Genomic DNA, 24,091 nt, shown 5'->3' with positions numbered 1-24,091 from the left:
TTGGGCGGCAGACTGACACAAATGGTCCTGCCGTCCCAAACCGGAATTAATGGCGCTCATGCCATGGTGCCACTTTCAGCAACAACAGCATGCCCGGCACAGCCAGCGCGGCACACAAAAGAAAAAAGTCCGTCCACCCCGCCCACTCGACCAGCCAGCCAGCCCCTGCATTGATGAATGTACGGGGCACGGCCGCCAGGCTGGTAAACAGTGCGAACTGGGTGGCTGTATAGGCAGGGTGCGTTGAGCGCGCGATAAAGGCGACAAAGGCTGCCGTACCAACCCCGACACCGAATGCCTCAACACCGATCACCACAGCCAGGCGGGTCAGCTCAACCGCTCCGATCAGCGACTGTGCACCGACGGAAGCCAGCCAGACAAATCCGAAAATAGAGCCCATCTGCACCAGACCAAATAACCACAGAGCCCGGTTAATGCCGGTTTTCACCATCCATAAACCACCGAGCAGTCCGCCAATCACCGCCGGCCATAAGCCGGCATTCTTGGCAATCAGACCGATCTCTGTTTTCGAATACCCCATATCCAGATAAAACGGGGTGGCCAGAGATGTGCACAGACTATCACCGAGCTTGTAGAGAAAGATGAAAGCCAGCACCAGCAAAGCCCCTTGCCAGCCCTGTCGGCCGATAAATTCATGAAACGGCTCGACCACCGCCATACGCAGACTCTTCGGAGGTACGGCCAACTGCGGCTCTTTTACCAGCAGGGTCATGACAACTCCGGGTAACATAAACAACGCCGTGATGATAAACACCGTGCTCCAGGCAAGGTGGTCGGCCAGAATCAATGCCAGCGAACCTGGCACCAGACCTGCCACACGATAGGCATTCACATGCACCGAATTGCCCAGCCCGAGCTCCTCATCACTTAACAGTTCACGGCGAAAAGCATCCAGAGCGATATCCTGCGTCGCCGAAAGTGCAGCCAGCAGCGTTGAAAAGAATACGATCATGGTGAGATCGGACTGCGGCGAAAAACCGCCCATACAGGCAATCGTTAGCAGCAACCCCAACTGGGTGAGCAACATCCAGCCGCGCCGGCGACCAAGAAAGGGCATCACATAGCGATCCAGCATGGGAGCCCATAAAAATTTCCAGGTGTAAGGAAACTGAATCAGTGCAAACAAACCAATGGTGGCCAGGTCCACCTGCTCACTGCGCAGCCAGGCCGGCACCAGATTAAGCAGCAGATAGAGCGGCAAGCCGGAAGCAAAACCGGTAAACACACAAATAGCCATTTTTCGGCTGAACAATGGCAAAAATATCGACATCATTGACACAGGGTTCCTTTCACCCGGCAATGACCGGATATCATAACGTACCGACCTGAGCCGGAAGGTGCAGCCACACTGACCGACTCACAAAAGCAAGTGCCGGGAGCAAGCCCCCGGCAAGTCTGGCAATCATCTGAGTAAACAGACCGGTTATGATTACGCGACTACTTCCTGATCCACTGACCGGAGCTATTCATAATATACTGCCCGGCTGCAGTTTTATCCTGTGCCGCACGACCGGCCAGTGCCTCAACGGCCTGCAGGGATGTGCCATTTCTGGCCGCAATCGCCTGATAGGCGGCGCGGCGCTTGTTATTGATGTCAGCCACCAGAGCAGCAACCTCACCACCGCCCTGTACGGCTCCCAGGTAACCATCGGCCTTCTCTCCCACCATGCCGGAGGCCTTGGCAGAGGCCAGATCCAGCGCCCATGAGCTGCTCGGCAACATCAGTATCGAGGCAAGCCCCAGTACCAGCGCAAACAAAGGTGCCATCAGATGACGAATATATGTTGAGTTATACACTTCCCACCTCCTGTTAAAACAAGCCGCTGTCTTGCGACAAAACATGATCGAGATCTTTTTCAACCTTCACCCGGATCTCATGCTCAATTTTCACGTTCAGGTTGATCGTAATCGGTTTGTCGGGCACTTCCACCTTCACGGTTGGTGCACATGCCATCAGGCTGGCCACAACACCGGTAAACATCACGGTTTTTATTATATGCTTGCGTATCACTTATCCACCTGCCTTTGCCGGAAAACGGTTCCAGGCACCGCTCCTGCACGCATTACTTTTTCATCCGCTTTTGCAGCCTTTCATCCACTTTTCTACTGATATCACCTGCCACACGCAGACTCTCGAGCAACCTGAGCACATTCTCTTCCAGATTGAGATTAAACTCTACCGCCCGACCATTTGCATAGGCGGGATTATTCCCCGCAAGGTGAACCTGCATCAGCAAGCGTCCATCTGCCGCATAATCCATCGCAACGTCCATCTGATGGTAGTGAAAATCACTGATAATGCCAAGCACGATATTCATGCTCATATTACTCTCTGCCAGCGCCCGGGTCGTATTATCGGCAATATATCGAATCTTCCCGCCGGGTGAACGGGCGGCAAGCTTGCCGCCGCTCACCGACACCCCCGCCGGACTCCAGGTAAGCGGAATGGAGCCATCAAGAAATCCGTTGCCATAGAGCCCCTCATGCCGCTCCAGCGCCAGAATTTGTTCGATATCCACATGTTCCAGCAGCACCGGAAATGAACTTCCGCTACGATTAAAGTCAAAGACCATCTCGGGACTCGATACCTTGCCCCCCAACAGGGAGGCGGAAAAATCGCTCAGATACAATGCGGGCTTTCTATCGCCGCTCAGAGGCAGCTTCAGCACCAGATTCACGGACAGATCGCGAATCGGAACACCATTATTGAAACTGGCCATCTCAATGCGGGCGGGCTTACTGCGCAGCCCCCCCTCTCCATCCAGCACCATACGAGTCGACAAACCTTCAAACAACCCGTCGCCAACCACACCGGAGCCCCCCTTCAGGTCAATCTCAACATGATGGCTGACCACATATCTACCATCATGCTGCTGCCAGTGACTGCTACCGGTCAGTGCAAGCACACCACCATCCACATCAAATGCCTTCTTTAAGTCCAGCAACCGACTCAACGGATGCTCACGACTAAAGGAAATCGCGGGCACCGACCACGTGCCAGCACCATCCCCCGTGGCACGTTGCTGCACAACCCTGCCGTTGAGTTGAACCATCCCGTCCTGTGTGGCCAGTGTGGCATTCGCGGTCATATTCCTCTGATCGAGTGCCAGCGTCCCGCTCAAATCAAACGGAAATGGCTGCATGCCCGGCACGGCAGCATTCACTCCCGTCACATGCAGCGCAGCGTTGATCCCGCCTCCGGCAGCAGGCTGCAGGGCAACCTTTGCGCCGGCATGGGTCACAGGCATACCGGCCAGCTGCAGGGACTGTGGCGACACAGCCAGCGCAACTGCCTGCGGATGCCATACGCCATCGCGGTAAGAGAGGCGAAGCGGTGCATCAAGGCCCAGCACTGTCTCCGGAAGAGCGGCAGAGCCAACAGAGAACCTCCCCAGTCGAACGGACTGCCTGGCCGGCAATATCAGTGTGAGCCCGCGATCAGCGATATCCACACGGCCGGCAAATCCTGATGGCCACGACAGCACGATGGGCGAGGTTGCAGCAGCAAGCGATGCCTGAAAGGCCCCCCCTCCATCAAGATGCCAGTCGCAACCTGCATCACGACACTCAACAGAAAGCCCGCCACGGCCGGTGACCTGCTTCAGCGCCCCCTGCGGTACGGCCGACAGATCGACCAGCAGATGTACCCTGGCAATGAGCGCTGAAAAAAAAGCATCCGCAGTCGATGGCAGCTGATCCGGCAGGGAAAAGTTCACATCCGCATCGATACGTCCCGCCACAGAAGCGGCATTCAGGTCGCCCCGGGCCGACAGCTGCCACAATGCCGCCGCATCAGCATGTACACGCCCCCCAAACTGCAACTGATGCGGCTGTCGGCTCACCGTTCCGGCCAGCGACAACATCTCACTTGCCTTGCTGCCGGCAACCTGAGGATTCAGTGCAACATCAACATGGCCATCCTGGCCGACCTCCGCGCGCACATGCACAAGCCCCAGCGGGCTTGCCAGCAACATCGGTGCATGCAACACACCCGATTGATAGTCGATACTGCCACTCAGCGATTGCAGCGGGGAGCCTTCCGGCAACACCACACTCATCTGCCTGATCAGAACCCGCTGCGCAGGAATCAGGGCAAAGGTGGCAACAGGGAGTGGCACGGGTGTCGACTCTTTTGCTGGCGGAGCAGACTTCACAGAGGCTTGCAGGGATGCAACCTCTATGGAGCGGATGCGCCCGTGTATCAGTTCATTCAGTGCATATTCAATCGCGATATTGCGCAGCTCGAGGTGAAAAGAGGCGTCATCCGCATCGAGCCTGAACGATTCCAGGACAGCCTTGTGCCAGCCAATATCCGAGATAGTGATCTGATGTTTGGCATAGCCTGCTGCAGCAAGCCGGGATGACAGTACTGCCGAAACAATCTGCGGGAGAAAATGGTACGTCGCAGCCACCATCATCATGGCGGCCAATAACAACAGGGTGCTGACCCGCAGCACGACTTTCATTGCATGAGCCGGCTAGAATCCCGGCACTGGCCCGTCAAGAAAGGTGATCTCCTGCCATATCGCAGTTGGCTGACCATGAGGATCGCGAAAGTGAAGCTGTTCACAACGTGGGACCAGCCTGCTCGGACGCCCGTAGCAATCCTCCTGAACCTCATCCCCCTCGTTGGAAGATAAAATCACCAATCCCTCTTCAAGCAAAAGGTCTACTACCTCAAACTCCTCGCCGAGATAGCGGACACGCAATCCAATCAGCCGCATTAACATTGCAGGTTCTTCCATCAGTTTTTTCAACGCAGCATCCGTCATTAGTCACTCCCATGCTTCAACAGCATAGAAAACAGAGCACATTTGGTCAAATCCAATAAAAAAGCCCGCTGGTAAAGGCGGGCTTTTCTTAAGGAGATGCTGATTTATTTCGCATCCGCCTGCCACGCGCATCCACACGTGCAGACTTTATGACTCAATGGGCAAACTGCAGCTGAAAGGTTACAGGCACGCTGGTGGCGATTGCATCAAGCTTGGCCACTTCACGCAGCGCCTCAATACCACCATCCAGGCCAAAGTCTGCCGCCTTGATCACAATCGGGGCACGACTGCTCACCAGCAGGCCACCGCCGGCCAGACCGGTCACCGTCACATCGGCAGAGATGGTCTTTTCAATACCGTGCAGATTGACGGTCAAAGGCAGAGTGGCCGAAGTGCTGACACCAGCACTCAGCGCAGCAAGATCAACGCTGCTGATATCCGCAGTAATTGTTGCTTCGGCAAAGTGGCTCACATCAAAAAGCATGGATTGCATACGTTCATTGCGAACGGCAACACCGGTTTCCACACTTGCCAGATCAATCGTCAAATTCGCCTGCTTGCCTGCAATCGAACCATGCAATGTATTAAAGTGATGTACTTCTCCCACACTACCCTTCTTGATTGAGACAAAGTTCAGGGATGAGTGTGCAGTATCAAGTTTCCAGTCGGAGGCCCAGGCACTCAGCGGCAGCAGCATTGAAAACAGAACAGCAAATTTTTTCACAAATAACTCCTTGGTTCGCATCAGATAATAAGCCGGCGCATGCTCGCAACTTCGACGGCATATCACAACACCGACCAGACTGTGCCTTTTTACGCACGGCAAACGGAGGGCTAGCATGCAGTCGATCACGTGACAGGAGATATTCGTATGCATGACGTATGGGCACTGATGACCGGAAACAGGGTACTCGACATCACCCTGGCCCACTGGCTACTGGCCATGATCACCCTCTTTGCCACCGTAGTTGCGCAACGCATTACCCTCACAACATTTGACCGCATGGCCAGGCGCCTTGCGGCACGGACAAAAACGCAACTGGATGATGTATTGCTCACTGCCGCCGAGCGGCCTGCAAGCATGCTGGTTCTGATCATTGGCCTGATGCTGACCGTTCATCTCCTGCAGCCACCGGCTGATGTATTCCCCCTGGTGGCGCTGATTGATCAGGCCGCACGCATTATGGCTATTATCATTGGCATCTGGTTTCTATGGCGTCTTATTGCCGGCCTGACCTCCTATTTTACGGCCCGTGCCGAAGAAACCGACTCCCCCCTGGATAACCAGCTGGTACCGTTTATCGCCAAAACCCTGAAGATCTTCCTGATTATGACTGCCGTACTGGTCGTTGCGCAGAATATGGGCTACTCCATCTCAGGCCTGCTCGCCTCGCTTGGCATAGGCGGCATCGCCGTCGCCATGGCCGCCAAAGATACGATCTCCAATATTTTCGGATCGATCATGATACTGATCGATCGCCCGTTCACCATCGGTGACTGGATCAAAACATCCGAGTTTGAGGGGGTGGTGGAGGAGATCGGATTTCGCTCCACCCGCATCCGCACCTTTGAGCGTACGCTGGTCAATGTCCCCAACTCATCACTGGCCAACATGGTCATCGATAATATTGATGCCCGCAGCGAGCGTCGCATCAAAATGCGTATCGGACTGACCTATGATACAAGTGCCAGCCAGATGCAGGCTGCCATTGACGGCATTGAACAGATCCTGCGCAATCACCCGGGCGTCGATCAGGGCTATAAACTGGTCAAGTTTGATGAATTTGATGAGAGCTCACTGTCCATTTTCCTTTACTACTTTTCAGCAAGCAAGGTGTGGGAGGAGTATCTGCAGGTCCGTCAGGAGGTAAACCTGCAAATCATGATGCTGCTTGAAGGTATGGGCCTCAGCTTTGCTTTCCCGACCCGAACATTGCACATCGAAACAGAAGCAGCCGCCAGCGAGCGGCCCCGGGCTCCGATCAGATAAAGACAGGAAGATCAGGGGGGACTGCCCGCAGAGACACCACCGTGGGCAGAGGAACCTTCCGCATCAGGGGCCGACAGGCTCCGGCATGGCGGTTGCATCGGGAGCGGCAGGACCGCCCGATGGCTCAGCAATCGGCCCGAGCGTTTTTTCAACAAACACAACAGGCTGATCCATATTCTCAGGCACATTGACCTCGATTGCCCGGATCGGTGACCGACTGCGATCAATCAACTGCAGCGCCTCCCCCGGATGCACATCGTCGGCAATCACCGTCGTAGCACCATCGTCATACATCGAACTGCGACGGTCACAACAGATCACCACCCCGGGCTTTTCCCAGTTACCTTTCGGACTATGCCGCCGTTTCACCGAAGCGGCAGAGAATACAACGGGCTCTCCATCGCCCCTCTGCACACGCACCCACAGATCACGCCGGGATGGCATCTCCGCCAGCTTCTCGGGAATGCGACCCTCCTGCAAAAAATCAAAGATAAACTGAAACTGATCAAGACTGCTTGGCAGGGTATGATGGTCACCATCCACAGATACATTGGGAGCCCAAGGCAGCCATGCCGAAACCGGATCAACCACCAGATCCCCGGCCAGGCGCCGCTGACTGGTCGTGTAGGCATTCAACACTTCAATGCCATCCAGCTCAGACCCGCCGAGCATGTTCATCTGCCAGAGAAAATCACTGCCGGGCTGAATTTCCTGCGCCTGCACATTCCCGGTAGAGGTGACCGATGCCAGCTCGGCCAGCAGGCTGGCGGCATCGGTACCATAATTGGGCACAGACAAAAGCAGCAGCCTGCGAATATTGTGCCCACGATGATGAGCGAGATACTGTCTGACCAGCAATCCCCCCATGCTATGGGCGACTACATCCACCTGCGGAAAACTCTTCAGATAACGCTCCAGATGCTCCTCCATTGCTTCAAGCGGAGGATAACGGTTTGGCAGCGCACCAGTACGATAATTGAAGTAAACGATATCACGACCGAGACGCTTCTCCATCGCCAGAAGTCGCTTGGCATCAGGCCAGGTAAACTCACTGCCATTCCACCCATGGACAAGCAATACAGGCACGGCATCGGGATAGTCCGGCTGCATCAGTCGATCCGCATCCTCCCAGCCGAGCCACAGATCCTGCGTCACCTGCGCACTGTGCTTTCCCGCACATGCGGATAATGTCAACGCAACCGACAACAGGCAGAAAAGTCTGAATAATCCATGCAACATCATGCGGCCATGCTCGCGGATAGGCAGCACAATGCCAAGACTCGCCACACAGGACATCAGGCACTTGGAATGACAGACAAGCTGTGGTCACATACGCGGCATGAAAATGCTATTTGATTTTTTCCCGATCCTGCTCTTTTTTGCAGCTTACAAAATTTACGATATCTACACCGCTACAGCCATACTGATCGCAGCATCTGCCATCCAGACCATTGGCCACAGAATCATCAAAGGTCGCTTTGAGAAAGCACACCTGATTACCCTCGTGCTCGTTGCCATCTTCGGCTCCCTGACTTTGATCCTGCATGATGAGGTGTTCATCAAGTGGAAGCCGACAGCGATCAACTGGCTGTTTGCCATCATCTTCATCGGCTCACATTTCATCGGAGAGAAAACGGTGATGCAGCGGATGATGGGCGAAAACATCACACTGCCGGCCACCGTATGGAACAGACTGAATTTGGCATGGGCACTTTTCTTTACATTTCTCGGTGCCCTCAACCTTTATGTCGCATTTACCTTTGATACGGACACCTGGGTCAACTTCAAACTCTTCTGCATGATGGGACTGACCTTTGTGTTTATCATCGCCCAGAGCTTCTATCTCGCCCCTTACCTTAAAGATGAGAATCACAGCAATTAACGCCGATCCATGCAGTTCGCGGCACCACCCGACCAGTAATTAGATCAGCAAACAGATAGCGGCAGTTTCTTGCCGACCATGGAAGTCCAACCCAATCAGCTCTGTAATCACTTGATGAGCACAGCCGATGGCTGCAGAAACACGGCATACAACATGGAGCGCAACCACCTCTGACAGTGAGCCTGCTTCTGACACAGCGACGCGCTCCATGTCGCCTGCACGTTGAATGCCAGCCCCCATAAATAGCCTGAGCATTGCATTCATCACAACCTGCAGCTGCAGGGACGTCACCAGGCGACTATAGGGAGATGCTGATTAATTGCCCTCCTGGCAAACATCGGTCCGTAAGCCGTTTGATTGTAGAAAAGGTTCATCGCGCATAAGCGGACACTATGGCGGAAGAATGATTTTGATTCCCTGTAAGCGATAAAATCGCTGTTTAAGCTATCGGCGAAGAAAGGCGTAAAAGAAAGCAGCACCCGATATTTTTATCCTGCAGTCGCCCTCATACGAGCCATGCACTACAGCCACAGCAGCCGCAGTTTGATTCCGTAGTGAATCACTCTCTTCAGCAAATCTATAAGGGGGAATCAAGCGGCATTCTCTCATCTTGATCAGCACTGGTTCACGGACGTCCGCAATGAACCAAAAAAAAAGCCCCCGCGATGCGGGGGCTTTTGTGCAACGATGGAAGAAGCGGTTTATGCTTCTGCTGCCTCTGCCTTGTTTACCTGGTCAACCAGCTCAATGATAGCCATTGGAGCCGCATCGCCAGCACGGAAACCAGTCTTGATGATACGGGTGTAGCCACCGGTACGATCAGAACAAGCTGCTGCTACGTCGTTGAAGAGCACGTCTACAATCGGACGATAACGCAGCTTGGCGAGAGCCTGACGACGTGCATGCAGATCACCACGCTTGCCGAGTGAAATCAGCTTTTCAACATATGGACGTACTGCACGGGCTTTAGGCTCGGTTGTTTCAATACGACCATGGGTCAGCAGTGCGGTAGCCAGATTTGCAAGCAGTGCACGGCGATGACCTGTTGGCAGTCCCAGTGAACCACGATGTTTACGATGTCTCATTTATCCTGTCCTCTCTAGCCAGACTCAGTCTTCCAGCGCTTCCGCATCATCCTGCGGCGGCCAGTTAGGCAAATCCATGCCCAGTTCAAGTCCCAGATTTTCCAGGACTTCCTTAATTTCATTCAGCGACTTACGACCGAAGTTAGGGGTACGCAGCATCGCCTGCTCGCTTCTCTGAACCAGATCGCCAACACGGAACACATCGTCAGACTTCAGGCAGTTCATCGAACGGACTGACAGATCGAGGTGTTCAATCGGCTGCAACAGCAGAGCTTCCAGGCCGTCATCGAGGTCTTCCTCAACAACAACCTTGCTTACAGCTTCAAAGTCAACAAACACAGCCAGCTGAGCTTCGAGGATACGTGCAGCATGGTTGATCGCTTCCTCAGGGGTCAGTGAACCATTGGTCTCGACTTCCATGATCAGCTTGTCGTAGTTGGTACGCTGACCAACACGAGCTGACTCTACACGGGTCGCCACACGGCGAATCGGCGAGTAGGAAGCATCAACCAACAGAGAACCAACCGGACGCTGCTCAACTTCACGCTCGGATGCAGGATCATAACCACGACCCTTCTCTACCTTGGCCTGAATCTTGAGATGTCCGTCATCGTTCAGATGAGCAAGGACGAGCTCCGGATTAAGAATCATCAGTCCGGCCGGGCACTGAATATCAGCAGCGGTTACGATTGAAGAACCCTTAACGTCAAGCGAAACAGTCTTTGCTTCATCGCCATCCATACGGATATCGAGCTCTTTCAGGGAGAGAATGATGTCCATGACATCTTCCCTGACACCTTTGATGGTATCGTACTCATGAGTCACACCGTCAATTATGACAGATGTTACAGCTGCACCCGGCAGTGCAGAGAGAAGCATACGGCGTAGGCTGTTGCCGATGGTCGTGCCATAACCGCGCTCAAGCGGTTCAAACTCGATCTTGGCAGCGCGACCGGCTACTTTCTCTTCAATGCTGATGTGGCGCGGATTAATCAGATGCATGCAACGGTCCTCTAGTACTTACTTGGAGTAAAGTTCGACGATCAGCTGTTCGCGAATTGACGCATCCAGTTGCTCACGTGCCGGCAGTTCGCGATATACGCCCTGACGGGTCGGAAGATCGACATCCAGCCATTCAGCCACACCGCGGGTACCGGCAGCTTCTGCTGCAGCATTGATGCGGAGCTGCTCTCTTGCACTGTCTACAAGCTCAAGACGAGCGCCGACAGCAACACGGAAAGACGGAATGTTTACGATGCGGCCATCAACCTTGATAAGCTTGTGGCGAACGATCTGACGTGCCTCGGTACGGGATGAAGCAAGGCCCATACGATAAACCACGTTGTCGAGACGGGACTCGAGCAGGTGAAGAAGGTTCAGGCCGGTAATACCAGGCATACGGTCAGCATCTTCGAAGTAACCACGGAACTGCTTCTCCTGCAGACCGTAAATACGCTTGACCTTCTGCTTCTCACGAAGCTGCAGGCCGTAGTCAGATACCTTGGAACGACGGTTCTGACCATGCATACCAGGTGCATAAGGACGACGCTCAATCGGACATTTGTCCGAGTAGCATTTGCCACCCTTGAGAAACAATTTTTCGCCTTCACGCCGGCAAAGACGGCATTTGGCTTCCAGATAACGTGCCATTCAAAAACTCCTAAACGCGGCGCCGCTTAGGCGGGCGGCATCCATTATGTGGAATCGGGGTAACGTCACGGATTGAGGTGACATTGATACCAACTGCAGCAATCGCACGCAGTGCGGACTCACGACCGCTACCAGGACCACGAACAAGAACGGTGCAGTTCTTCACACCATGATCGATTGCCTTGCGTGCTGCATCTTCAGCTGCCACCTGTGCTGCGAACGGTGTACTTTTACGCGAACCGCGAAATCCTGCTCCGCCACTGGTCGCCCAGCAGATCGCATTACCTGCACCATCCGTGAAAGTGATGATCGTATTATTGAAGCTTGCCTTGATATGGGCTACAGCATTCGCAATATTCTTGCGTACGCGCTTTTTGCCCAAGGCCTTTGGTTTAGCCATCCTTAACCCCTGTTACTTCTTCTTGCCAGCGACTGTACGGCGCGGGCCTTTACGTGTGCGAGCATTGGTCTTGCTGCGCTGCCCACGAACAGGCAGCCCCTTGCGATGACGCAGGCCGCGGTAGCAACCAAGGTCAGTCAAGCGCTTGATACTCATAGTCACTTCGCGACGAAGATCGCCTTCTACCGTGTAATCGGTATCGAGAAGTGTACGAATCTTGTCTACGTCTGCTTCGCTCAGATCCTTAACCCTTGTGTTTGGATCAATACCAACACTATCAAGGATCGCCTTGGAACTGGACGGTCCTACACCATATATGTAGGTAAGCGCGATTACAACGCGCTTCTGAGTCGGAATGTTTACACCGGCTATACGAGCCACTTATTGCCTCCTTAGGCCTTAAGGAAAAGGGCGCGAACCATACACATAAGCACGGACACGCGCAACTCCTTATCCCTGTCGCTGTTTATGACGTGCGTTCTCACAAATAATGCGGACGATGCCTTTGCGGCGAATCACACGACATTTATTACACATTTTCTTGACCGATGCTCGGACTTTCACGCCTGGCACCTCCTCAAAATCTTACCGTATTACCGGCATTATATCCGCCGGCCACACGCATGCATGATCAGCGAACCGGAATGTCTTAAAATCAACCTTCCGGATTTTACACCTGCCACACTTCCGCCAGAGCGAAACTGCGACCAGGCAGTAATTATTTCTCTCGGTAGCTTATGCGACCACGGGACAGATCGTACGGTGAAATTTCCACCGTTACCTTGTCACCCGGCAGAATGCGAATATAAAACTTGCGCATCTTTCCGGAAATCGTGCACAACAACTCGTGACCATTTTCCAGCTTCACAGTAAACATGGCATTCGGCAGCTTCTCAACCACTTCGCCGCTCATCTCGATAATATCTTCTTTTGCCATGCCTAGCCTTCTACCGCCTCTTTGAGAGCATCATAAACCACATGCATCTCGCCGGATGCATCAATACACCGGAATCCGTCCTTGCCCTTATAAAAATCAAGCAAAGGCGCAGTCTGCTCGCGATACACTTCGAGCCTGTGCGCGATAACCTCTTCACGATCGTCATCACGCTGATAAAGCTCGCCGCCACACCGGTCGCAAACGCCCGAATTTCGGGGGGGCGAATAATGCCGATGAAATCCAAAACCGCAAGCTTTACATATCAAACGACCACACAGGCGGTCAAGCAGGTTCTGCTCAGGAGCATCCATAAAGACAATACGTTCGATGGAAAGACCATGCAGAGCCAGCATTCGATCCAGCGACTCTGCCTGACTGACATTACGGGGAAATCCGTCAAGCAGAAAACTGCGTCCTTCATCCGCGATAATGCGATCTTCAATCATTGCTACGACAAGCTCATCCGGAACCAGCTTACCGGCATCCATATAAGCCTTGGCAGCAACACCCGCTTCTGTCCCCTGAGAGACAGCTGCGCGCAGAATATCACCCATGGCCAGATGCTGTGAGCCGACCTCGGTAGCGAGTTTCTCGCCCTGGGTACCCTTTCCAACTCCGGGAGGACCAAACAGGATCACATTCATGATTTACCCGTTTTAAGACGTGCTTTTTTCATAAGCCCTTCATACTGATGACTCATCAGATGCGACTGGATCTGGCCCATGGTATCCATGGTGACCACCACCACAATCAGCAGACTGGTACCACCAAAGTAGAACGGCACAGAGAGCTCGGAGATCAGCCACTGCGGCAACAGACATACCAGCGAAACATAGGCAGCACCAATCACGGTAATGCGGGTCAGCACTGAGTCCACGTAGTCGGCAGTCTTCTGGCCCGGACGGATACCTGGAATAAAGCCACCGTGCTTTTTAAGGTTGTCTGCAGTCTCTTTCGGATTGAATACAATCGCGGTGTAGAAGAAACAGAAGAAAACGATCAGACCGGTGAACAGGAGCATATAGAGCCATGCACCGGGTGAGAGCGCCGCTGAAAGATCGCCCAGCCAGGCGAAGCCGTCGACACCCTTGGTAAACTGTGCGAATGTCGCAGGCAACAGAATCAGCGATGAGGCGAAAATCGGTGGAATCACGCCTGCAGTATTAATCTTGAGCGGCAGGAATGAAGCTTTGCCACCATACATGCGATTGCCTACCTGCCGCTTGGCATACTGAATAGGAATGCGACGCTGTGCACGCTCAAACCATACCACCGCACCGGTGACAAGCAGCGACATCGCAAACAGACCAAGCACGGTGAAGGCAGTAAACTCACCGGTACGGGCAAGCTCGAGTGTTCCGCCGATAGCATTCGGCAAACCGGCCACGATACCACCGAAAATGATCAGGGAAATACCGTTACCGATACCACGCTCGGTAATCTGCTCACCGACCCACATCAAAAAGACGGTACCGGCGACAAGTGTAATTACTGTCATCGCACGGAAGGCCATACCTGGGTCAATAACAACAGACTGACCACCGACAGAGAATGACTCAAGACCGATCGAGATACCAATACCCTGGAATATAGCAAGACCAACCGTGCCATAACGGGTGTATTCGGTAATCTTTCTGCGACCGGATTCACCCTCTTTCTTAAGCTGTTCAAGCTTAGGCGACACCACAGTCATCAGCTGAATGATAATTGCAGCCGAAATATATGGCATAATTCCCAGTGCAAAAATAGTAAGACGAGACAGGGCACCGCCGGAGAACATGTCAAACATGCCCAGCAGCGATCCCTGTGCCTGACTAAAGAACTGAGCCAGTGCCGCGGCATCAATGCCTGGCACCGGAATATGGGCTCCTACTCGATAGACAATCAACATACCGAGCGTGAAAAGTATGCGACTCTTCAACTCCGGTATCTTGTTTATATCTCCAAATCCGCCCAATGCGCCTGTAGCCTGTCCCGCCACATCAACCCTCGGCCGAAATCAGCTTCAAGGAACCGCCGGCAGCCTGAACTGCAGCAGCAGCACTATCAGAGGCAGCAGATACAGAAACCTGCACCTTGCTGGTCAGCTCGCCACGAGCGAGAAGCTTGATCGGGTCAGTCGCATTACGTACCAGACCGGCATCATACAACGCTGCAGCATCTACAACCGCACCATCTTCGAAGCCGTTCAGCTGACCAAGATTGATCACCTGGAACTCGTTACGCTCAAGCGGAGTAAAGCCGCGCTTAGGTACACGACGGATCAAAGGCATCTGGCCGCCTTCAAATCCACGAGCTACCTTGCCACCAGTACGGGACTTCTGGCCCTTGTGACCACGACCGGCAGTCTTGCCATTGCCGGAACCGTTACCCATACCTTTACGCTTTCTTACCTTACGGGAACCGTCTGTTGCTTTCAGTTCATTGAGTTTCATCATTATTCTCCGGACTCGATGCGAACGAGATGATTAACCTTGTTCACCATTCCACGAACACTTGGGGTATCTTCCAGTTCGACAACATGGTTCATGCGACGAAGGCCAAGACCACGCAGTGTTGCATTCTGTGACTTGGAATAGCCGATACCGCTCTTAACCTGACGAACGCGAATCTTCTCTTTATTACTCATTTGGGACTCCTAGTCTGGTTCAGGCGGTCTTGCCACGACGCGCGGCAACCTGCTCTGGACTTTCCAGCATCTTCAAACCGTTAAATGTAGCGCGAACGCTGTTTACGGTATTACGTGAACCGAGTGATTTGGTCAGGATATCACTGATACCAACCGCATCCATGACGGCACGAACTGCCGAGTTGGCAATCACACCGGTACCGAGAGCAGCAGGCTTGAGCATGACATAGCTTGCGTCCTGACGACCAGTTACCTGGAAATGAATGGAGCCTTCCTTGCGAGGAACATAAATCAGAGACTTCCTTGCAATCTCGCCAGCCTTGCGAATCGCTTCAGGGACTTCCTTGGCCTTCGCGTGACCGAAGCCAACATGGCCATTGCCGTCACCGACGATCATCAGGGCTGAGAAGCTCATACGACGTCCACCGGACACCGTCTTGGCGATACGGTTGATCGCTACAAGTTTCTCATTCAGTTCCAATTCGTTTGCGTTGATCATCAATCTCTCCTAGAACTTCAGGCCGCCGGCACGGGCACCTTCGGCCAGCGCACGTACGCGTCCATGATATGCGAATCTGCCACGGTCGAATGCGACTACATCAACACCCGCCTTCAGAGCGCGCTCGGCAAGCAGCTTGCCAACCTCTTCTGCACCCTGCTTGTTGCCGCCATTTGTAACGGCCTCATCAAGACTGGATGCAGCAACAAGTGTCTTGCCGCTCTCATCATCGATGACCTGTGCATAGACATGGCGCGCTGAGCGGAAAATGCTCAGACGGAGACGGCCAGAGGCCTTAACCTTGGCGCGAACCTTGCGTGCACGGCGCACTGCGCCATTGGATTCGTAACGTTTACTCATCTCTTACTAACCTCTACCCGTAAGCTAATCGGCCTTTAAGCCTTCTTGCCTTCCTTCATAGCGACAAACTCACCAACATAGCGAACACCCTTGCCCTTGTATGGCTCTGGTGGACGGTATGCGCGGATTTCCGCTGCAACCTGACCGATCTTCTGCTTGTCAATTCCGCTGACGGTAATGATGCTCTGCTCTACAACAGCATCAACACCTTCAGGAAGCTCATATTCTACCGGATGTGAATACCCGAGAGAGAGATTAAGCTTTCTTCCCTGAGCCTGGGCACGATAACCAACACCGCGCAGCTCAAGCTTCTTCTGGAAACCGGTGCTTACGCCGGTCACATTGTTTGCCAGGCGAGCACGAACAAGACCGAAGAAAGACTTGGTCTTCTTGTCATCCATGTTTGAGCAGCAAACATTCAACTGGTCATTTTCCTGCGCAACTGTAACACCCGGAAAAAGCGGTGCGGTCAGCTGGCCTTTGGCTCCCTTAACTGTGACGCTGTCAGCTGCTACAAGAACCTCGACGCCTTTAGGGAGAGTAATCGGTTGTTTACCAATACGTGACATATCTACCTCAGAATACCGTGCAGAGGACTTCGCCACCCATACGGGCAGCACGCGCCTTCTTGTCGGTCATGATTCCCTGTGAAGTACTGACAAGGGCAACACCATAGCCATTTCTGACTCGTGGAAGCTCATCAGCGCCGGCATACACACGACGACCGGACTTGGACACACGCTGAATCTCGCGGATGATCGGCTTACCTTCGTCATCATAACGAAGCGTAATGCGCAGGTAACGGTGTCCCTTGTGGTTGTAGGATTTCACAGCGGCCAGATAGCCCTCATCCTTCAACAGTTCTGCCATTGCCAGCAGAACATTGCTCGCCGGCATTTCAATCTTTTCAATTCCAGCCGTCTGCGCGTTACGAATACGCGTCAGCATGTCGGCTATGCGGTCCATCATCATAGTTTTCTACTCCTCACCAGCTCGACTTGACCATACCGGGGATCTCACCGGCAAGTGCATGCTTACGCAGACAGATACGGCACATACCCAGCTTACGATAGACTGAATGCGGACGTCCGCAAAGCTGACAACGTGTATAGGCACGAACCTTAAATTTCGGTTTGCGATTGCATTTTACAATCATTCTCTTGGAAGCCATCTAACCGTCCTCTTATTTGCGGAACGGCATGCTGAATTCCCTCAGCAGTGCGCGTCCTTCATCATTAGTTTTAGCGGTCGTGCAGATAGTGATATCCATACCGCGGACTTTATCCACCTTATCGTATTCGATTTCGGGGAAAATGATCTGCTCACGAACACCCAGGGTGTAGTTGCCGCGGCCATCAAAAGCCTTCGGGGAAACGCCCTTGAAGTCACGAATACGTGGCAGTGCAATATTTACAAGACGATCCAGGAACTCCCACATCTGATCACCACGCAGGGTCACACGGCAACCAACAGCCATACCTTCACGCAGCTTGAAGTTTGCAATCGACTTACGCGCGCGGGTCACTACAGGCTTCTGGCCGGTGATGGCGGTCATATCAGATACAGCGCCTTCGATCAGCTTTGAGTTCTGTGAAGCCTCACCGACACCCATGTTCACCACAATCTTGGTGATGGTCGGGATCTGCATCGGATTGGAGTAGCCAAACTCGGTCTGCAGTGCCGGAGATACTTTCTCTTTATATAATTCTTTCAAACGAGCCATCGTTTAGTCTCTCCTACCTATCCAGCACTTCACCGCATTTGCGGCAGGTACGAACCTTGCGACCATCTTCAAGCGTCTTGACGCCCAGGCGGACGCCTGTCTTGCACTTGGCGCAAAAGTACTGCACGTTGGAAATCGCCAGTGGCGCTTCCTTCTCGATAATGCCACCAGCGCTGTTCTGGGTCTGGCGGGTATGACGCTTGATCATATTAGCCTTGGCCACCAGCACACTGCCATCCTGCGGCATTACACGGATTACCTTACCACGAGCGCCCTTGTCGCGGCCTGCAATCACAATCACTTCATCATCTCTGCGAATTCGGGTATTAACCGTTGCTGTCATTTCTAATCGCCTCTCTTTTCGCTTACAGCACTTCTGGCGCAAGGGAAACAATCTTCATATAGCCCTTGTTACGCAGTTCACGAGTCACTGGTCCAAAAATACGAGTGCCTACAGGCTCATTCTGCTTGGAAAGCAGCACTGCAGCGTTCTCATCAAAGCGAATAGAGGAACCATCAGCACGACGGAACTCTTTGGCGGTGCGCACAACAACTGCACGCTGAACTTCGCCCTTCTTGATCTTACCACCAGGCAACGCTTCCTGCACTGCAACGACGATCACATCGCCGACGCGTGCATAACGACGCTTGGAACCACCGAGAACCTTGATGCACTTCACCTTGCGGGCGCCGGAGTTGTCAGCGACCTGCAATATTGTCTCATTCTGAATCATGCCACTACCCCTTACAGCTGCTCAGCACGAGTCAGCACCTGTACCATCGTCCAGCGCTTGCGCTTGGAGATAGGGGCTGATTCGATGATGCGAACAATATCACCAATGTTGCATGTATTCTCTGCATCGTGTGCCATATATTTCTTGTGTGAACGAACAGTCTTGCGGTAACGCGGATGCAAAAACTTACGCTCCACCTGTACAACAACTGTCTGCTCGCCTTTATTACTTACAACGACACCTTCGAGGGTGCGCTTGTTGCTAGTTGCCTCGGACATCTCTCTCAGTCTCCTTAGCTGCGCTCAGCCAGAATAGTTTTGATACGTGCAATTTCGCGGCGTACCTGGCCAACACGGGCCGTATTATTCAACTGCATGGTAGCCTTCTGAAAGCGGAGCTTCATGTGCTCTGCAGCCAGTTCGTCCATACGTACGTTCAGATCAGCTGCACTCAGTGCACGCAGGTCTTTTGCATTTTTGATATCGCTCATCGTCCAACTCCACGCACGACAATCTTGGTACGAATAGGAAGCTTCGCAGCTGCGCGCTCGAGTGCACCACGTGCCAGATCCTCGTTAATTCCATCCATCTCATAAAGGATGCGGCCGGCCTTGACTGCAGCCACCCAATACTCGGGAGAGCCTTTACCTTTACCCATTCGGACTTCAGCAGGCTTCTTTGAAACCGGCAGATCCGGGAATATACGGATCCATACGCGTCCCTGTCTCCTGACGTGACGGGTAATCGTAATACGAGCAGCCTCAATCTGACGCGCGGTAATACGACCTGGTTCCACTGCCTTCAATCCGAACTGGCCGAAATTAAGGCTTGCACCACGCGGACTCTTGCCGCGAATGCGCTGAAGCTCTTTGTGATGCTTACGCCAGCGTATCTTCTTCGGTTGCAACATCGTGACTCTTCCTCTTTACCAATAACTGTCTTTACGCGATTGCGTCGTTGCTGTCGCCCAGCTTCAGCCCATTGAATACCCAAACCTTCACACCGATCACACCATAAGTGGTGTGGGCTTCCGCAAAGCCATAATCAACATCGGCACGAAGGGTATGCAGCGGCACACGACCTTCACGATACCACTCAGTGCGCGCAATCTCTGCACCGCCAAGACGACCGGAACAGTTAATACGAACACCCTTTGCACCCATACGCAGTGCACTCTGTACAGCACGTTTCATCGCACGACGGAAAGCAACTCGACGCTCAAGCTGGAATGCAATATTTTCAGCAACCAGCTGCGCCTCGGCCTCAGGACGACGCACTTCAACGATGAATACCTGAACTTCCTTACCGAACTCTTTTACCAGCTCGGCACGAACTGCATCAATCTCGGAACCCTTCTTGCCAATTACAACACCAGGGCGGGAGGTATGCACAGTTACCTTAATCTTGTCAGCCGGACGCTCGATGATGATGCGGGAAACACCTGCATGCTTCAAGCGAGCCTTCACGAAGCGACGAAGACGAATATCGTCGCGCAGCTGCTGGCCAAAATTCTTGTCAGAGGCGTACCAGATAGATTCCCAGTTACGAATGGTACCCAGGCGGAATCCAATCGGATTTACTTTCTGTCCCATGACTACTCCCTTTAACCGCGTTCGCTAACAGACACGGTCAGGTGGCTGTGGCGATGAAAACGTTTACGCATACGACCCATACCCTTCGGACGGAAGCGCTTCAGGGTCATGCCGGCATCAGCCTTGGCTTCGGACACAAACAATGCGTCGACGTCAAGACCGTGGTTCTGCTCGGCGTTAGCGACTGCAGACTTGAGAACTTTCTCATACAGACGTGCAGATTTATTTGGTGAAAGCGCCAGTACTGCCAGGGCGCGATCCACGTTCAGGCCACGGATGGCATCGGCCATCAGGCGAGCCTTCTGTGGGCTGATTTTGCTGTTTTTGTGCAGTGCACGTACCTTCTCAGACATGCCTTACCTCTTCCGGGCCTTTTTATCTGCACCATGACCATAATAGGTGCGGGTAGGCGAAAACTCGCCCATCTTGTGGCCAACCATGTTTTCAGTCACATAGACAGGGATAAACTTGTGACCGTTATGCACGGCGAAGTTGAGCCCGACAAAGTCCGGCGCAATGGTAGAACGACGCGACCATGTCTTGATTACGCCTTTCAACTCGCCAGCCTGCGCTGCATCAACCTTCTTCTGCAGAGAGGCCTCAATGTAAGGGCCCTTCTTTAACGAACGCGCCATGTCTTACCTCACTTCTGGTTACGGCGGCGAATAATATCACGAGTCGACGCCTTGTTCTTGTTACGGGTCTTGTGACCCTTGGTTGGTACGCCCCATGGGGTCACCGGATGACGACCACCTGAGGTACGGCCCTCACCACCACCATGCGGGTGATCAACCGGGTTCATGGCCACACCACGAACATTCGGACGAACACCAAGCCAGCGGGAGCGGCCTGCCTTGCCTACCTTACGGTTGGAGTGATCGGCATTACCCATCACACCGATTGTTGCCAGGCAGCGAGCGTCTACACGACGGAACTCACCGGATGGCATCTTCAATACTGCAAGACCGCCCTCTTTACCCATCAGCTGGATAGAGGCACCGGCACTGCGAGCAAGCTGCCCACCCTTACCTGGTTTCATTTCGATGTTGTGCAACAACGTACCAACACGGATCTTGGCCAGCGGCAGTGCGTTACCCGGACGAATCTCTGCGTCAGGACCACTCATCACGACATCACCCGGACGAAGTCCCTGCGGAGCAAGGATATAACGCTTGTCACCGTTGACATAAACCACCAGCGCAATGTGTGCTGTGCGGTTCGGATCATATTCAAGGCGCGCAACCTTACCGGCAATCCCGAAATTGTCACGCTTGAAATCAACGGTACGATAAAGACGCTTGTGTCCGCCACCGCGGTGGAAGGAAGTGACACGTCCATTATTGTTGCGGCCGCCTGATTTTGTCAGGCCGGTGGTCAGGCTGCGCTCAGGAGCGCCCTTGTGCAGTTCAGGAGAAACTACAGCAATACGACCACGTACACCGTTGGATGTAGGTTTAAGTACTTTCAAAGCCATCGTGTTATACCTCTTCCGCTACTTCAAGGGTCTGGCCCTCAGCAAGACGGACAATCGCCTTACGATAGCCTGAACGGTTACCATTATGCATACCACGGCGCTTGGCCTTTCCTGGCACGTTGATGACCTGTACCTTTTCCACGTTTACTTCAAAGATTGCTTCAATAGCGGCCTTCACCTGGAGCTTCGATGCCTGGGTGGCAACGCGGAAGGTATACTGATTTGCTGCACCGCTGGCCGTGTAACTCTTTTCAGTAATTACAGGCTGGCGCAGAATGTTAAAGTGATTGATGTTTGCACTCATGCCAAACGCTCCTCGAGTTTATCGACGGCTGCAGCAGTCATAACCACACGCTTGCACTTGAGCAGATCATGCAGATTCAGCTGTCCATCCAGAACAATACTGGTGTCGCGAACATTGCGGCCGGACAGTTCAACCGTACGATTTGCTTCACCGAGAACGACGAGACCGGAATCGGTTCCAAGTGCATTCAGGGTCTGTACAAAGCTCTTGGTTTTGACATCTGCGAACTCGAGCTTGTCTACAACTGTCAGCTTGCCATCACGCAAGCAACCGGAAAGAGCCAGGCAAAGCGCCCTGCGACGCTCCTTCTTATTGATACGGGTAGCGAAGTCACTCAGCGGCGATGGACCGTGAGCGGTACCACCGTGACGCCACTGGGCAGCACGGGTTGAACCCTGACGCGCACGACCGGTTCCCTTCTGCTTCCATGGCTTCTTGCCGCCACCTGAAACATCTGCACGACCCTTCACTGCACGGGTACCACTACGCTGTGCGGATGCAAGAGCTGCATATACACGATGAACAAAGCCATCATCTGCATCAAGGCCGAAAACAGCAGGATTCAGCTCACGCTTGCCAACTTCCTTGTTGGTCTGATCTACAATGACGATTTCTGCCATTTTACGCTCCCTTTACAGCAGGACGCAGTTCTACCAGTCCGTCACGCGAACCGGGAACAGCACCCTTAACAAGAATGCGGTTTGCCTCTGCATCAACACGCACTACTTCCAGGTTCTGGGTGGTAGAGCGAACATTGCCGTAATGACCAGGCATCTTCTTACCCGGGAATACGCGGCCTGGCCACTGGCACTGACCGGTAGAACCCATCTGACGATGAACCTTCTCGGCACCGTGAGTCGCACGGCCGCCACCGAAATCATAACGCTTCATTACACCGGCAAAGCCACGGCCCTTGGAGGTGCCGGACACGTCGATCTTCTGACCGACAGCAAACAGGGTTGCATTCAGTTCCCGACCGAGTTCGAACTCTGCATCAGCAGCAACACGGAACTCCTTCAGACCTGCAGCCACTTCCTGACCCTGCTTGGCAAAATGCCCCTGCACAGGACGGGTGGTATGACGTTTTGCAGCACCGTAACCGACCTGAACAGCATCATAGCCATCCTTGTCTGCAGTGCGACGTGCAACAACCTTGCACGGTTCAACATTGAGCACAGTCACAGCGATTGCAGAGCCATCTTCTGTAAAGATCTGTGTCATGCCCGCTTTGCGGGCGATTATTCCGACTGTCATGGTTATCTCCCGATTACAGCTTGATCTCGACGTCCACGCCGGACGGAAGATCGAGCTTCATCAGCGCGTCCACCGTCTGTGGAGTCGGTTTATCAATGTCCAGAAGGCGCTTGTGTGTGCGGATTTCAAACTGCTCACGCGAATCCTTGTACTTGTGTGGGGACTTGATTACGCAAAACTTGCGAATTCTGGTTGGAACCGGAATCGGACCACGCACTTCTGCGCCGGTACGCTTTGCTGTCGCCACAATGTCAGCCGCACTCTTGTCCAGAATACGGTGATCAAAAGCCTTCAGTCGAATACGAATACTTTGAGTTGCCACGTACGGACCCCTTGATTACTTAGTAATATCGGTAACGACGCCAGCGCCGACCGTACGACCACCCTCGCGGATGGCGAAACGCAGTTCCTTATCCATCGCGATTGGCGTGATCAGTTCAACATCCATAGAGATGTTATCGCCAGGCATCACCATCTCGGTACCTTCAGGCAGTGACACGGAACCGGTCACGTCGGTGGTACGGAAATAGAACTGCGGACGGTAACCATTGAAGAACGGGGTATGACGACCACCCTCTTCCTTGGTCAGGATGTATGCCTCAGCCTTGAAGCCGGTGTGCGGAGTGATTGAACCTGGCTTGGCCAGAACCTGACCACGTTCAACGTCTTCACGCTTGGTACCACGCAGCAGAACGCCTACGTTGTCACCTGCTTGGCCGCTGTCCAGCAGCTTGCGGAACATTTCAACGCCGGTGCAAGTGGTCTTGGTGGTCGGACGAACACCAA

General features: G+C 53.4%; 41 protein-coding genes. 2 read left to right on the top strand and 39 right to left on the bottom strand.

Going from position 1 to position 24,091, the window contains the following annotated elements:
• Window positions 1-46 precede the first annotated feature (46 nt).
• The 6 genes from FEF65_RS12765 to FEF65_RS12740 all read right to left on the bottom strand — a co-directional run bounded on the left by FEF65_RS12765 (window position 47) and on the right by FEF65_RS12740 (window position 5,517).
• On the bottom strand, window positions 47-1,294 hold the full coding sequence (locus FEF65_RS12765) for an AmpG family muropeptide MFS transporter (RefSeq protein ID WP_138240206.1): 1,248 nt from the start codon (window positions 1,292-1,294) through the stop codon (window positions 47-49).
• A gap of 164 nt (window positions 1,295-1,458) precedes the next feature.
• Entirely contained in the window at window positions 1,459-1,818 is a 360-nt protein-coding gene (locus FEF65_RS12760; protein ID WP_238701402.1) for a YdbL family probable chaperone protein, read from the bottom strand.
• Between the two features lie 13 nt (window positions 1,819-1,831).
• Window positions 1,832-2,002, bottom strand: coding sequence for a YnbE family lipoprotein (locus FEF65_RS12755; RefSeq protein ID WP_170304457.1), 171 nt, complete (start codon window positions 2,000-2,002; stop codon window positions 1,832-1,834).
• Window positions 2,003-2,084: 82 nt separating this feature from the next.
• On the bottom strand, window positions 2,085-4,487 hold the full coding sequence (locus FEF65_RS12750; protein ID WP_138240205.1) for an intermembrane phospholipid transport YdbH family protein: 2,403 nt from the start codon (window positions 4,485-4,487) through the stop codon (window positions 2,085-2,087).
• Between the two features lie 12 nt (window positions 4,488-4,499).
• Entirely contained in the window at window positions 4,500-4,793 is a 294-nt protein-coding gene (locus FEF65_RS12745; protein WP_138240204.1) for a hypothetical protein, read from the bottom strand.
• Window positions 4,794-4,947: 154 nt separating this feature from the next.
• Window positions 4,948-5,517: a YceI family protein gene (locus FEF65_RS12740; RefSeq protein ID WP_138240203.1), complete on the bottom strand. Its 570-nt coding sequence runs from the start codon at window positions 5,515-5,517 to the stop codon at window positions 4,948-4,950.
• Window positions 5,518-5,664: 147 nt separating this feature from the next.
• Here FEF65_RS12740 and FEF65_RS12735 point away from each other — a divergent pair, with 147 nt between their 5' ends.
• Window positions 5,665-6,783, top strand: coding sequence for a mechanosensitive ion channel family protein (locus tag FEF65_RS12735; protein ID WP_138240202.1), 1,119 nt, complete (start codon window positions 5,665-5,667; stop codon window positions 6,781-6,783).
• A gap of 63 nt (window positions 6,784-6,846) precedes the next feature.
• On the opposite strand, the gene FEF65_RS12730 is transcribed toward FEF65_RS12735, so the two are convergent.
• Window positions 6,847-7,938, bottom strand: coding sequence for a lipase family alpha/beta hydrolase (locus FEF65_RS12730; RefSeq protein WP_238701401.1), 1,092 nt, complete (start codon window positions 7,936-7,938; stop codon window positions 6,847-6,849).
• Window positions 7,939-8,122: 184 nt separating this feature from the next.
• Here FEF65_RS12730 and FEF65_RS12725 point away from each other — a divergent pair, with 184 nt between their 5' ends.
• A complete protein-coding gene (locus FEF65_RS12725; RefSeq protein WP_138240201.1) occupies window positions 8,123-8,665 on the top strand; it encodes a septation protein A in 543 nt (180 codons plus the stop codon).
• A 39-nt stretch (window positions 8,666-8,704) separates the two neighbouring features.
• On the opposite strand, the gene FEF65_RS12720 is transcribed toward FEF65_RS12725, so the two are convergent.
• The 32 genes from FEF65_RS12720 to FEF65_RS12565 all read right to left on the bottom strand — a co-directional run.
• A complete protein-coding gene (locus tag FEF65_RS12720; RefSeq protein ID WP_138240200.1) occupies window positions 8,705-8,929 on the bottom strand; it encodes a hypothetical protein in 225 nt (74 codons plus the stop codon).
• Between the two features lie 437 nt (window positions 8,930-9,366).
• A complete protein-coding gene (gene rplQ, locus FEF65_RS12715; protein WP_138240199.1) occupies window positions 9,367-9,750 on the bottom strand; it encodes a 50S ribosomal protein L17 in 384 nt (127 codons plus the stop codon).
• A 24-nt stretch (window positions 9,751-9,774) separates the two neighbouring features.
• Window positions 9,775-10,752, bottom strand: coding sequence for a DNA-directed RNA polymerase subunit alpha (locus FEF65_RS12710; RefSeq protein ID WP_138240198.1), 978 nt, complete (start codon window positions 10,750-10,752; stop codon window positions 9,775-9,777).
• 18 nt (window positions 10,753-10,770) lie between these two features.
• Complete coding sequence (gene rpsD / locus FEF65_RS12705; protein WP_138240197.1) at window positions 10,771-11,400, bottom strand: 30S ribosomal protein S4; 630 nt, start codon at window positions 11,398-11,400, stop codon at window positions 10,771-10,773.
• 10 nt (window positions 11,401-11,410) lie between these two features.
• On the bottom strand, window positions 11,411-11,800 hold the full coding sequence (gene rpsK / locus FEF65_RS12700; RefSeq protein WP_138240196.1) for a 30S ribosomal protein S11: 390 nt from the start codon (window positions 11,798-11,800) through the stop codon (window positions 11,411-11,413).
• A gap of 12 nt (window positions 11,801-11,812) precedes the next feature.
• Window positions 11,813-12,181, bottom strand: a complete 369-nt coding sequence (rpsM, locus tag FEF65_RS12695; protein ID WP_138240195.1) for a 30S ribosomal protein S13 — start codon at window positions 12,179-12,181, stop codon at window positions 11,813-11,815.
• Window positions 12,182-12,250: 69 nt separating this feature from the next.
• Window positions 12,251-12,364: a 50S ribosomal protein L36 gene (gene rpmJ, locus FEF65_RS12690; RefSeq protein WP_138240194.1), complete on the bottom strand. Its 114-nt coding sequence runs from the start codon at window positions 12,362-12,364 to the stop codon at window positions 12,251-12,253.
• Between the two features lie 154 nt (window positions 12,365-12,518).
• Window positions 12,519-12,737 (bottom strand): translation initiation factor IF-1, encoded by a 219-nt coding sequence (infA, locus tag FEF65_RS12685; protein WP_138240193.1) that lies wholly within the window; start codon window positions 12,735-12,737, stop codon window positions 12,519-12,521.
• A 2-nt stretch (window positions 12,738-12,739) separates the two neighbouring features.
• Window positions 12,740-13,381, bottom strand: coding sequence for an adenylate kinase (locus FEF65_RS12680; RefSeq protein ID WP_138240192.1), 642 nt, complete (start codon window positions 13,379-13,381; stop codon window positions 12,740-12,742).
• A complete protein-coding gene (gene secY / locus FEF65_RS12675; protein WP_138240191.1) occupies window positions 13,378-14,718 on the bottom strand; it encodes a preprotein translocase subunit SecY in 1,341 nt (446 codons plus the stop codon). The genes FEF65_RS12680 and secY overlap by 4 nt, the downstream gene beginning before the upstream one ends.
• 1 nt (window position 14,719) lies before the next feature.
• Entirely contained in the window at window positions 14,720-15,172 is a 453-nt protein-coding gene (rplO, locus tag FEF65_RS12670) for a 50S ribosomal protein L15 (RefSeq protein ID WP_138240190.1), read from the bottom strand.
• A 2-nt stretch (window positions 15,173-15,174) separates the two neighbouring features.
• A complete protein-coding gene (gene rpmD / locus FEF65_RS12665) occupies window positions 15,175-15,366 on the bottom strand; it encodes a 50S ribosomal protein L30 (RefSeq protein ID WP_138240189.1) in 192 nt (63 codons plus the stop codon).
• A gap of 19 nt (window positions 15,367-15,385) precedes the next feature.
• A complete protein-coding gene (rpsE, locus tag FEF65_RS12660) occupies window positions 15,386-15,865 on the bottom strand; it encodes a 30S ribosomal protein S5 (protein ID WP_138240188.1) in 480 nt (159 codons plus the stop codon).
• Between the two features lie 9 nt (window positions 15,866-15,874).
• Window positions 15,875-16,225, bottom strand: coding sequence for a 50S ribosomal protein L18 (gene rplR / locus FEF65_RS12655; RefSeq protein WP_138240187.1), 351 nt, complete (start codon window positions 16,223-16,225; stop codon window positions 15,875-15,877).
• A 35-nt stretch (window positions 16,226-16,260) separates the two neighbouring features.
• Window positions 16,261-16,794, bottom strand: coding sequence for a 50S ribosomal protein L6 (gene rplF / locus FEF65_RS12650; protein WP_138240186.1), 534 nt, complete (start codon window positions 16,792-16,794; stop codon window positions 16,261-16,263).
• Between the two features lie 7 nt (window positions 16,795-16,801).
• The gene (gene rpsH, locus FEF65_RS12645; protein ID WP_138240185.1) at window positions 16,802-17,197 is read right to left on the bottom strand and encodes a 30S ribosomal protein S8; all 396 of its coding nucleotides are present in this window, start codon (window positions 17,195-17,197) and stop codon (window positions 16,802-16,804) included.
• Between the two features lie 13 nt (window positions 17,198-17,210).
• Window positions 17,211-17,396 carry a type Z 30S ribosomal protein S14 gene (locus FEF65_RS12640; protein WP_100266073.1) on the bottom strand — a complete coding sequence of 62 codons (186 nt, stop codon included), beginning with the start codon at window positions 17,394-17,396 and terminating at the stop codon, window positions 17,211-17,213.
• 12 nt (window positions 17,397-17,408) lie between these two features.
• Window positions 17,409-17,948 (bottom strand): 50S ribosomal protein L5, encoded by a 540-nt coding sequence (gene rplE, locus FEF65_RS12635; RefSeq protein WP_138240184.1) that lies wholly within the window; start codon window positions 17,946-17,948, stop codon window positions 17,409-17,411.
• Between the two features lie 13 nt (window positions 17,949-17,961).
• A complete protein-coding gene (rplX, locus tag FEF65_RS12630; RefSeq protein ID WP_138240183.1) occupies window positions 17,962-18,291 on the bottom strand; it encodes a 50S ribosomal protein L24 in 330 nt (109 codons plus the stop codon).
• A 22-nt stretch (window positions 18,292-18,313) separates the two neighbouring features.
• Window positions 18,314-18,682 carry a 50S ribosomal protein L14 gene (gene rplN / locus FEF65_RS12625; protein ID WP_138240182.1) on the bottom strand — a complete coding sequence of 123 codons (369 nt, stop codon included), beginning with the start codon at window positions 18,680-18,682 and terminating at the stop codon, window positions 18,314-18,316.
• A gap of 11 nt (window positions 18,683-18,693) precedes the next feature.
• Window positions 18,694-18,960: a 30S ribosomal protein S17 gene (gene rpsQ / locus FEF65_RS12620; RefSeq protein WP_138240181.1), complete on the bottom strand. Its 267-nt coding sequence runs from the start codon at window positions 18,958-18,960 to the stop codon at window positions 18,694-18,696.
• 14 nt (window positions 18,961-18,974) lie between these two features.
• The gene (gene rpmC / locus FEF65_RS12615) at window positions 18,975-19,172 is read right to left on the bottom strand and encodes a 50S ribosomal protein L29 (protein WP_138240180.1); all 198 of its coding nucleotides are present in this window, start codon (window positions 19,170-19,172) and stop codon (window positions 18,975-18,977) included.
• Window positions 19,169-19,591 (bottom strand): 50S ribosomal protein L16, encoded by a 423-nt coding sequence (rplP, locus tag FEF65_RS12610; RefSeq protein WP_138240179.1) that lies wholly within the window; start codon window positions 19,589-19,591, stop codon window positions 19,169-19,171. Before rplP ends, rpmC begins: the two co-directional genes overlap by 4 nt.
• A 31-nt stretch (window positions 19,592-19,622) precedes the next feature.
• Window positions 19,623-20,273 (bottom strand): 30S ribosomal protein S3, encoded by a 651-nt coding sequence (gene rpsC, locus FEF65_RS12605; protein ID WP_138240178.1) that lies wholly within the window; start codon window positions 20,271-20,273, stop codon window positions 19,623-19,625.
• Window positions 20,274-20,284: 11 nt separating this feature from the next.
• The gene (gene rplV, locus FEF65_RS12600) at window positions 20,285-20,626 is read right to left on the bottom strand and encodes a 50S ribosomal protein L22 (RefSeq protein WP_138240177.1); all 342 of its coding nucleotides are present in this window, start codon (window positions 20,624-20,626) and stop codon (window positions 20,285-20,287) included.
• Window positions 20,627-20,629: 3 nt separating this feature from the next.
• On the bottom strand, window positions 20,630-20,908 hold the full coding sequence (gene rpsS, locus FEF65_RS12595; RefSeq protein ID WP_138240176.1) for a 30S ribosomal protein S19: 279 nt from the start codon (window positions 20,906-20,908) through the stop codon (window positions 20,630-20,632).
• Window positions 20,909-20,916: 8 nt separating this feature from the next.
• Window positions 20,917-21,747, bottom strand: coding sequence for a 50S ribosomal protein L2 (rplB, locus tag FEF65_RS12590; protein WP_138240175.1), 831 nt, complete (start codon window positions 21,745-21,747; stop codon window positions 20,917-20,919).
• Between the two features lie 4 nt (window positions 21,748-21,751).
• Complete coding sequence (gene rplW / locus FEF65_RS12585) at window positions 21,752-22,051, bottom strand: 50S ribosomal protein L23 (RefSeq protein ID WP_138240174.1); 300 nt, start codon at window positions 22,049-22,051, stop codon at window positions 21,752-21,754.
• Window positions 22,048-22,671, bottom strand: coding sequence for a 50S ribosomal protein L4 (gene rplD, locus FEF65_RS12580; RefSeq protein ID WP_138240173.1), 624 nt, complete (start codon window positions 22,669-22,671; stop codon window positions 22,048-22,050). Before rplD ends, rplW begins: the two co-directional genes overlap by 4 nt.
• Before the next feature lies 1 nt (window position 22,672).
• A complete protein-coding gene (rplC, locus tag FEF65_RS12575) occupies window positions 22,673-23,305 on the bottom strand; it encodes a 50S ribosomal protein L3 (RefSeq protein ID WP_138240172.1) in 633 nt (210 codons plus the stop codon).
• A gap of 13 nt (window positions 23,306-23,318) precedes the next feature.
• Window positions 23,319-23,627 (bottom strand): 30S ribosomal protein S10, encoded by a 309-nt coding sequence (gene rpsJ, locus FEF65_RS12570; RefSeq protein WP_138240171.1) that lies wholly within the window; start codon window positions 23,625-23,627, stop codon window positions 23,319-23,321.
• Between the two features lie 15 nt (window positions 23,628-23,642).
• A partial coding sequence (locus FEF65_RS12565; protein WP_338037994.1) for an EF-Tu C-terminal domain-related protein occupies window positions 23,643-24,091 on the bottom strand: 449 nt, incomplete at its 5' end.

This window comes from Mariprofundus erugo, from assembly GCF_005818865.1.
Classification (GTDB): domain Bacteria; phylum Pseudomonadota; class Zetaproteobacteria; order Mariprofundales; family Mariprofundaceae; genus Mariprofundus; species Mariprofundus erugo.
Note: the sequence above shows the minus strand (reverse complement) of the source record. Positions and strands in the feature narration are given on the sequence as shown.

Bases quoted from the DNA above. Each gene is read 5' to 3' on its own strand.
- rpsD (WP_138240197.1), bottom strand. From the start codon at position 11,400: ATGGCACGTTATCTGGAAGCCAAATGCCGTCTTTGCCGGCGTGAAGGC.
- FEF65_RS12680 (WP_138240192.1), bottom strand. From the start codon at position 13,381: ATGAATGTGATCCTGTTTGGTCCTCCCGGAGTTGGAAAGGGTACCCAG.
- rplC (WP_138240172.1), bottom strand. From the start codon at position 23,305: ATGACAGTCGGAATAATCGCCCGCAAAGCGGGCATGACACAGATCTTT.
- rplP (WP_138240179.1), bottom strand. From the start codon at position 19,591: ATGTTGCAACCGAAGAAGATACGCTGGCGTAAGCATCACAAAGAGCTT.
- FEF65_RS12750 (WP_138240205.1), bottom strand. From the start codon at position 4,487: ATGAAAGTCGTGCTGCGGGTCAGCACCCTGTTGTTATTGGCCGCCATG.
- FEF65_RS12710 (WP_138240198.1), bottom strand. From the start codon at position 10,752: ATGCATCTGATTAATCCGCGCCACATCAGCATTGAAGAGAAAGTAGCC.
- FEF65_RS12765 (WP_138240206.1), bottom strand. From the start codon at position 1,294: ATGATGTCGATATTTTTGCCATTGTTCAGCCGAAAAATGGCTATTTGT.
- rpsH (WP_138240185.1), bottom strand. From the start codon at position 17,197: ATGATGATGGACCGCATAGCCGACATGCTGACGCGTATTCGTAACGCG.
- rpsK (WP_138240196.1), bottom strand. From the start codon at position 11,800: ATGGCTAAACCAAAGGCCTTGGGCAAAAAGCGCGTACGCAAGAATATT.
- FEF65_RS12725 (WP_138240201.1), top strand. From the start codon at position 8,123: ATGAAAATGCTATTTGATTTTTTCCCGATCCTGCTCTTTTTTGCAGCT.
- rplV (WP_138240177.1), bottom strand. From the start codon at position 20,626: ATGTCTGAGAAGGTACGTGCACTGCACAAAAACAGCAAAATCAGCCCA.
- rpmD (WP_138240189.1), bottom strand. From the start codon at position 15,366: ATGAGTAATAAAGAGAAGATTCGCGTTCGTCAGGTTAAGAGCGGTATC.
- FEF65_RS12720 (WP_138240200.1), bottom strand. From the start codon at position 8,929: ATGAATGCAATGCTCAGGCTATTTATGGGGGCTGGCATTCAACGTGCA.
- rplR (WP_138240187.1), bottom strand. From the start codon at position 16,225: ATGAGTAAACGTTACGAATCCAATGGCGCAGTGCGCCGTGCACGCAAG.
- rplX (WP_138240183.1), bottom strand. From the start codon at position 18,291: ATGACAGCAACGGTTAATACCCGAATTCGCAGAGATGATGAAGTGATT.
- rpmC (WP_138240180.1), bottom strand. From the start codon at position 19,172: ATGAGCGATATCAAAAATGCAAAAGACCTGCGTGCACTGAGTGCAGCT.
- rplN (WP_138240182.1), bottom strand. From the start codon at position 18,682: ATGATTCAGAATGAGACAATATTGCAGGTCGCTGACAACTCCGGCGCC.
- rpsC (WP_138240178.1), bottom strand. From the start codon at position 20,273: ATGGGACAGAAAGTAAATCCGATTGGATTCCGCCTGGGTACCATTCGT.
- rplW (WP_138240174.1), bottom strand. From the start codon at position 22,051: ATGAGTGCAAACATCAATCACTTTAACATTCTGCGCCAGCCTGTAATT.
- rplB (WP_138240175.1), bottom strand. From the start codon at position 21,747: ATGGCTTTGAAAGTACTTAAACCTACATCCAACGGTGTACGTGGTCGT.
- rpsQ (WP_138240181.1), bottom strand. From the start codon at position 18,960: ATGTCCGAGGCAACTAGCAACAAGCGCACCCTCGAAGGTGTCGTTGTA.
- FEF65_RS12640 (WP_100266073.1), bottom strand. From the start codon at position 17,396: ATGGCTTCCAAGAGAATGATTGTAAAATGCAATCGCAAACCGAAATTT.
- rplE (WP_138240184.1), bottom strand. From the start codon at position 17,948: ATGGCTCGTTTGAAAGAATTATATAAAGAGAAAGTATCTCCGGCACTG.
- rpsS (WP_138240176.1), bottom strand. From the start codon at position 20,908: ATGGCGCGTTCGTTAAAGAAGGGCCCTTACATTGAGGCCTCTCTGCAG.
- rplF (WP_138240186.1), bottom strand. From the start codon at position 16,794: ATGTCACGTATTGGTAAACAACCGATTACTCTCCCTAAAGGCGTCGAG.
- infA (WP_138240193.1), bottom strand. From the start codon at position 12,737: ATGGCAAAAGAAGATATTATCGAGATGAGCGGCGAAGTGGTTGAGAAG.
- FEF65_RS12735 (WP_138240202.1), top strand. From the start codon at position 5,665: ATGCATGACGTATGGGCACTGATGACCGGAAACAGGGTACTCGACATC.
- rplD (WP_138240173.1), bottom strand. From the start codon at position 22,671: ATGGCAGAAATCGTCATTGTAGATCAGACCAACAAGGAAGTTGGCAAG.
- FEF65_RS12745 (WP_138240204.1), bottom strand. From the start codon at position 4,793: ATGACGGATGCTGCGTTGAAAAAACTGATGGAAGAACCTGCAATGTTA.
- rplQ (WP_138240199.1), bottom strand. From the start codon at position 9,750: ATGAGACATCGTAAACATCGTGGTTCACTGGGACTGCCAACAGGTCAT.
- rpsE (WP_138240188.1), bottom strand. From the start codon at position 15,865: ATGATCAACGCAAACGAATTGGAACTGAATGAGAAACTTGTAGCGATC.
- FEF65_RS12755 (WP_170304457.1), bottom strand. From the start codon at position 2,002: ATGTTTACCGGTGTTGTGGCCAGCCTGATGGCATGTGCACCAACCGTG.
- rplO (WP_138240190.1), bottom strand. From the start codon at position 15,172: ATGAAACTCAATGAACTGAAAGCAACAGACGGTTCCCGTAAGGTAAGA.